The organism is Treponema sp., assembly GCF_045657965.1.
Lineage (GTDB): Bacteria > Spirochaetota > Spirochaetia > Treponematales > Treponemataceae > Treponema_D.
This window is the reverse complement of record NZ_JAZOUG010000293.1, coordinates 1-6,968: the sequence shown is the minus strand read 5'-3', so window position 1 is coordinate 6,968 and position 6,968 is coordinate 1. Positions and strand designations below refer to the sequence as shown.

Genomic DNA, 6,968 nt, shown 5'->3' with positions numbered 1-6,968 from the left:
TATACAAGATTGTTCAGGACCTTATTGCAAAGGGCACGGATTGGAATCAGATAATTTATATCAATTTTGAAGATGAACGACTTTCAGAATTTACCGTAAATGATTTTAATGACATTCTTTCCGTTCAGGCTGAAATGAGTGATAAAAAAGGCTGGTTCTTCCTTGATGAAATTCAAAATATTGACGGATGGGAAAAATTCGCACGTCGCTTGGCCGACTCAAAAGAGCATACCTTTATTACAGGAAGTAATGCAAAAATGCTATCTTCGGAAATTGAAAACCGATTAGGTGGCCGTTATCTAACAAAATATGTGACTCCGTATAACTTTAGAGAATACCTGGCAGCAAAAAATATCGATTTTTCAGATAAAGCAATTCTTGCTACAAAAGACAGCGGAAAAATAAAACGTGAGATGGAAACTTATTTCTATTTTGGCGGATTTCCAGAAAACCTTGAATATACAGACAAGCGAGAATATATATCAAGCATCTATCAGAAGATTCTCCTTGGAGATATAGCTACAAGAAATGGAATCAGAAATAATACTGGTTTACGACTTCTGATGAAAAAAATTGCAGAATCTGTAAAAGATGAAGTATCTTATTCAAAATTACATAACACTCTCAAAACAATAGGCGTGAGCATCAGCAAAGATGTAGTAATTGATTATGTCGGTTATGCTCAGCAATCCTTCTTAATTTTTGCAATTAGAAATTATTTCTCAAAATTTGTAGATAAAGAAACAACTCCAAAATATTATTTTAATGACAATGGCTTGCTAAACCTCTTTCTAACTAAAGAAGAGCCAAGGTTGCTTGAAAATCTTGTAGCTATCAATCTTTGGAATAAATACAAAGACAATGTATATTATCTTAAAGGCCAGAATCTGGATGCAGATTTCTTTGTTGAAGAAACGGACGAAGTTATTCAGGTTGCTTATTCTGTTATAAATATTTCTAATGACAGAGAAACTAAAGCTCTTGTAGAAGCTGCAAAAACTGTAAAGGAAGCAAAGCGATTTATAATCATCACTTGGGAAGAAGAAAAAGAATTGACTGTCGATGGTGTAAAAATCGAAGTAATTCCTGTATGGAAATGGTTGATTAGAAATTAAGAACATTAATACTTAGCCCTGTTGATTATCAGCAGGGCATTCTTTTATGACTGTTACTTTTCGACTACTGAAACTGTTGTATAATGCAGATTATATAAAATGGCTTGAACCATATGATTTCAAAATATCCTTGTAAAATATTAAATATCCCTAGTTCAAGCGAAATACCCTAACCTAATATCCCAAGCTCGGTTGAAATATCCCTACCTAATATCCCATGCTCCGTTAAAATATCCCAAGTAAAACTCCCAAGTAAGTACAAAACCTCCCAAGTAGATTTTTAAAGATTCTGCAAAGTTGAAATAGAGAATACAGATTTGTTACCAAAACTATACACTTTTGGTAACAAATAATACATGTAATTTAGTTAACTTACTCAGCTAAGTTACATAAGTTACAGACGAACTTTTATTTTTTTGAAACGTGTTCGAGATGTTCCAGTTCCATCAGCTTATTCAGCATGTCTGAAACAATCTGCTTTTTATCTTCGCTGAGGTTGTAAAGGCAGTGAACGCTGTTTGCGTTTTCTCTGGCTTCGTTGAAGAGAACTGGATCGAAATCTTCAGGAACTTTTGCGTGTAAATCTGTAAGAAGATATTGAATACTGGTTGTAAGTTCAGAGGCAATTTTCTGGAAAACAATCAAATCAATGTTATATCTTCCAAGAAGCCAGTTGGCAAATTTTTCATGAGAAATGATGTGACCTAGTTCCTGATTAAAAACATCTCTTATTGGACCATCCGAAGCTGTTGTGTTTGTTCTATCGCGCAAGCAACTATCAATTCTAGCACCTACTTGAGTTCTAGAAAAATATCCTGTTCTTTTATCAAACTCGGATATGTATTTATCACCAAATAAAAGCCAATCTGGAGAAACATTTAATTTTTCAGCAATAATTTCAACGGTTTCAAGAGGTGGCATACTGTTATTTGTTTTCCAGTTTCCCATTGTATTTGGCTGAATATTGATTGATGCCGCAAATTCCCTTCGGGAAATGCCTAATTCGAGCAACACTTCATCAATCCTATTTACTAATTCTATTCCGCTGGCCATAAAATATCCATTATTTATTGACAAATACATAATCTATGTATATATTATCTAATGTACATAAACAATGTATTTATACATATTTTATGTATAATAATTAATACTAATCAAAACCTGTCAGGTCAGAGATTTGTATTTGCTTGTATCAATCATTATATCACAGAAGACTGTTTTTATAAATATCCCGAACCGAAAACAGTCAAAGGGGGGATCTATGAACAATTTTGATTTGGAACTGAAACAGATTCAGCTTCAAAACGAAAAGCTTTTTCGCGAACTTTCAGCTATCACACAGATGCTTGAAAAGCCTGCAGAAAAAGTTTCATTCGAGAAAGAGTTTTACACAATCGAGGATTGTGCCGGACTCAAAGGTGGTGCTGCACTTAACACTTACAAGTGCAATCGCTTTTTACTTCCAGGTTGTGGAAATCCTAAGTTTTCAGTGTTTATTGCTGGAAGGCTTGCATTTCCGCGCGACGAAGTTATGAAGTGGCTTAAAATCAGCGATGCCGATTACATTGAATACGCAAAAGAATGCGGCGTTACTGTTGTACCGGAAAAGTACATAAAGCTTGCCAAGAAAGCTCAGCAGAGAGCGGAGGTTCCAGCATGAGCAATAAAACAAAAATGCGACTGAGCGGCAACTCAATCGCATGGGCAGGCAGTTTTGTAAATCGATTTAAAACTAACCATAACTCTACTTATAACAGAAAAATTACTTTATTGCTAGTTCATAAGTTTTGTCGTGGTAATTGGAGGACTTGTGAGCGACATAGCTTTTGTTAAAGGCGATAAAGAGAAAAACTATACTATCCTGGATAATACATGTATTCGTGATGAGAATCTTTCATGGGGTGCAAAAGGATTACATTGCTTTCTTATGCACCTACCAGGTAACTGGAAAATCTATAAGAGTTTCCTTATATCACATTTTCCAGATAAAAGAGTTGCTCTTAACAATCTGATAAATGAATTAGTGGATGCAGGCTATATTGAAGTTGAAAAGAATCTGAGAAATCCAGATGGAACTTTTGCACCTCAACGCTATATATTTTATGAAAAGCCAAAGCACAGCCAGTGTCGATTATCGACTGCGGATAATACCACTGCGGATAATCCGTTTACGGAAAATCAACACCTACTAACTACTAATAAACTAAATACTAATATACAAAATACTAAACTAACTAACCCAGAGACAGAAACAAAAGAATCAGTTAGTGAGTCAGTTTTTGTAAATATCATAAAAAGTTTATTTGGTGGTGAATATCCCTTCGACAAGAACTTTGAATCAGCTGTTCATAAACATCTTACAGATGCAGGTATTGCAGAGTCAAATCTTGAGGCCTATCTGAAATATGTTTTTGAGCGCACAAAGCTTAGCAATGTCCAGAAATCGTTTGAAGGATTATTCAGAAAGCTGGCTCTGGCCAATTCGATAATTCGGGATTTCAAGAATTCCTGTTTTATCAAAAAAAACGAAGAAAAGCAGAAAACTGAGCAGCATATCAAATACATTGACTGCCCGATTTGTTCTACCCGCTTCAAAGAATATGACTTCAACTGTCCGACTTGTGGAGTTTCTGTAAAAGAAATCAAAGACCAGAATCAAATTGATTTCATCGTAAAAGAGAAACTCTACGAAATGTCAGAGTCTGAAAAAGACGCTTATGAAGCGGCATGGGACAAAATGACTAAGCAAGTAAAAGAGCGGACCGGAAGACCGTTCCTTCTTGAAAATGAAAAAATCCAGTTCTGGAAAGAATATGGAATCTTAAACTAATAAATATTTTGGAGACATTATGAACTTTAATTTTACTAACACAATCAAAAATAAGATTAACAATTTGCAGAAGGCAAATCAGAAAAAGACTTTGAAAATCAAAGACATTGTTCTTTTACCTGAGTTTGAAAAAATGCTTGCGATGGATGAATCTGTTATTAACGCGATGACAGAATCTATGAAAGCTGAAGGTTTTAAGCCAGGACACGAGCTGCATGTCTGGAGTCATGACGGTAAATATATTTTGATTGACGGTCACACACGCCGCTATTGTGCAATCAAAGCCGGACTTATTTCTGTTCCGTGTATCGTTCATCATTTTGAAACTTTTGAAGAAGCAAAACAGTTTGCACTCCGCGAACAGACAGACCGCAGAAATCTTTCAGATCAGGAAATTGCAAGAATCTATATGGAGCTTGCAGAACTGAAAGGTCCTGATGGAAAGAAAGCGAAGAGCGATGCTGAGATTGCCGCTGAATTACAGGTCAGCCCTCGTCAGATTGCAAAAATAAAAGAAGTGGAGCGCAAAGCCAGCGCAGAAACACTTGAGGCTTTTAAGGACGGAAAGATTTCTTTGAACATGGCCTACAATGAAACAAAGAAAGAGCTTTCTGCACAGAAGGAAGAAGTGGCTTCCCCTGAGAAGAAAACAGAAACTGTTTCATCAGAGAAAAAAGAGGAACCTGTTTCCAAGCCAAAAATCAAAGAACAAAAACAGAAGACAGAGGAAAAGTTTTCTGACCGTTCAAGAAGTTTGGAACAGGAAGGATTCAGAACAGGACTTCTTTATATTAAGAAGGAACTTGCACTTGGTAAAACACTTGATGAAGTTTTAAATGATGAAAAACTTCATCACCTGAATATCAAGACATCTGACTTTGGCACAAACGAAGAATCACTTCTTTCAGAAATTCTAAAAGAATCAAAAGTATTCAAAAACGTAAAAGAAACTGCTTAACAATCAAGGACTTCTGTGTGACAGACAGGAGTCCTTTTTATGCCTGCCCAATTTTTGCATAACTTAGGAGTACAGTATGACAGCAAAACATGAATATATAGAACCACAGCCTACAAGTGAGCATGGTTTTAGAGTCGAAGCCCATTGCAGACCTGATGTGAAACGCGGACATAATATACGGGATCCGCAGTATGTTGCGACACGCAAAAATATTGATCTTGATTTACCGCATCAGATTCTTATTGATTTAGGAACAATCCCAGAAGCTTTTGATAAAATCTTTGGTCCAGCGATTGAAGAATACAATTCAGAACAGAGACGTAAAGACCGTAGAAAAACTGCAGAAGGTTATGCAGCTGAATTTCTTCAATCAAGAGAGCAGACTGAAGACAAACAAAAAGCTACAGGAAGAGACCGCGGTAAAGATTTTACACAAGCCTGCTATGAGTTTCAGTATCAGATTGGAAACCGTGATAACTTTCCAGACAGAGAAAAAGCAAGTGAAATCCTTACAAAGTTTGTTACAGAGGAGTTTCCAAAACGCTGGCCTTTAGTAAGAACAGCCGGAGCATATCTTCATAATGACGAGTTTTCAATTGATTCAAAAACTGGAAAACGGATACGTTCCCCATCTATGATTCATCACGATATTATCTTTACTGCAGAAAGACTGACTAAAGAAGAACTTGCAGATTTCAAAAAGTTTAAGGCATCAGAAAAAGAACGCCTTAAGAAAGAAGCAGCTGAAAAAGGCGAAGAATTTAATGAAGAAAAATGGCAGAAGATGAACTGGCAGAAAGTTTGTTATGAGCGATATGGAAAAGTTCTTACAACAAGTCTTCCTCTTCAGTGTTCAATGAGTGCCTGCCTTGCTCAGATGGGATACTTTACTGAGAAAGGAAAAGGAACCGCACAACAGCAATGGGAAGAAGATGTTCGCCATTCTTTGCAAGATTATGCAGAATCTTATGGATTGAAAATTGACCGCACATCTGGACCAAAGCATAAGCACATGACCTGTGATGAATGGCAGCTGCATAAGGAGAACGAAAAGAAATCCAACGAGCTTGATGTGACAATAGATGCAATTAATTCTGAAATAGCAGACATGAATAAATCTGCCGAGCAATTAAATAACCGATGGAATGTGGTATATAGTGCGGATGAAAAAGTGCGTAAGGCAAAACAACTGGAAAAGGATGCAAATGAAAAACTGGAAGAGGCTACCCGAAAAGAGCAGAACGCCAATTCTAAAGAGCTGAGAAATGAACTTGCAAAGACTGCAAATGATAACAAAAAGGAAGAACTTAAAAAAAAGGAAACTGAACTTTCCGAAAAGGAAGCTTCTCTTAAGAGAAGGGAAGAGGTGTATTTTGAAAAGTTCGACAATCTTAAAGAAATTGAATATAACCAGAAAATAGAAAGAGAAATTGAGGAAGCAGACCGCGAGTATCTTGAAAGCATAAAGTATGATTATTCACGCTTAAAAAATGTAACTTCAATGAAGGATGTAGAAATTGCCAGACTGAATGGTGAATTAAAAGTAACAAAGGAATATGTGGAAGAATTAAAAATCATGGAAGTCGCATGGATTAAAACACGTGATGGAATTCTGGTTCAGGCTGGAAGTTTTGAATATTATCAGGAAATGGAAGAGCTTAAGCGCTGCCACGGCAGCTACGCTAAAAATCCAACTCCACAAAATGTTGAAAATATGGTGGATGCTTTCTTTAGCGGTCTTAAAAATCTTTTTAATAATTTGGAAAACTGGTTCATGAGTATGACACCAGGTTATTTGAGAAAACTGGCCAACGCCTTGGAATCAAGAGGTTGCAGAAACTATTCAGAATATCGCAGAGGTATCGTAAGAAGCGGTATAGAAAGGTAGCTTTGCAAGGTTGCGAAGTAAAAACGAGCCCCAGTTCCGGTAAAAATGCACGGCATTTTACTCGGATCTGGGGCATTTTTATGCCCTGTCAGACGGTCGTCTTCAGTGCACCCCACACTAAAGTTGACACTTCGCATCAACATTAGTAGAGGGGCCCCAGACCGTTACGCCGGT

Annotated in this window: 6 protein-coding genes; 5 read left to right on the top strand and 1 reads right to left on the bottom strand. The window is 36.6% G+C overall.

Features of this window, described 5'->3' with window-relative positions:
• The coding region (locus ACKI5B_RS11065; protein ID WP_407428723.1) for an ATP-binding protein at window positions 1-1,115 on the top strand (1,115 nt) is incomplete at its 5' end.
• 408 nt (window positions 1,116-1,523) lie between these two features.
• Here the strand turns inward: ACKI5B_RS11065 and ACKI5B_RS11060 are convergent.
• Entirely contained in the window at window positions 1,524-2,198 is a 675-nt protein-coding gene (locus ACKI5B_RS11060) for a helix-turn-helix domain-containing protein (RefSeq protein WP_407428721.1), read from the bottom strand.
• A gap of 181 nt (window positions 2,199-2,379) precedes the next feature.
• Between ACKI5B_RS11060 and ACKI5B_RS11055 the strand changes: the two genes are divergently transcribed.
• From ACKI5B_RS11055 to ACKI5B_RS11040, 4 genes are all read left to right on the top strand, one after another.
• Complete coding sequence (locus tag ACKI5B_RS11055) at window positions 2,380-2,778, top strand: hypothetical protein (protein WP_407428719.1); 399 nt, start codon at window positions 2,380-2,382, stop codon at window positions 2,776-2,778.
• Between the two features lie 150 nt (window positions 2,779-2,928).
• Complete coding sequence (locus ACKI5B_RS11050; protein WP_407428717.1) at window positions 2,929-3,948, top strand: hypothetical protein; 1,020 nt, start codon at window positions 2,929-2,931, stop codon at window positions 3,946-3,948.
• A gap of 19 nt (window positions 3,949-3,967) precedes the next feature.
• Window positions 3,968-4,906 carry a ParB/RepB/Spo0J family partition protein gene (locus ACKI5B_RS11045; RefSeq protein ID WP_407428715.1) on the top strand — a complete coding sequence of 313 codons (939 nt, stop codon included), beginning with the start codon at window positions 3,968-3,970 and terminating at the stop codon, window positions 4,904-4,906.
• A 76-nt stretch (window positions 4,907-4,982) separates the two neighbouring features.
• Window positions 4,983-6,794 (top strand): hypothetical protein, encoded by a 1,812-nt coding sequence (locus ACKI5B_RS11040; RefSeq protein ID WP_407428713.1) that lies wholly within the window; start codon window positions 4,983-4,985, stop codon window positions 6,792-6,794.
• The last annotated feature ends 174 nt before the right edge of the window (window positions 6,795-6,968 follow it).

What these genes read in the sequence shown, in the direction of transcription:
- ACKI5B_RS11060 (WP_407428721.1), bottom strand. Translation starts at nt 2,198, where the DNA reads ATGTATTTGTCAATAAATAATGGATATTTTATGGCCAGCGGAATAGAA.
- ACKI5B_RS11045 (WP_407428715.1), top strand. Translation starts at nt 3,968, where the DNA reads ATGAACTTTAATTTTACTAACACAATCAAAAATAAGATTAACAATTTG.
- ACKI5B_RS11055 (WP_407428719.1), top strand. Translation starts at nt 2,380, where the DNA reads ATGAACAATTTTGATTTGGAACTGAAACAGATTCAGCTTCAAAACGAA.
- ACKI5B_RS11040 (WP_407428713.1), top strand. Translation starts at nt 4,983, where the DNA reads ATGACAGCAAAACATGAATATATAGAACCACAGCCTACAAGTGAGCAT.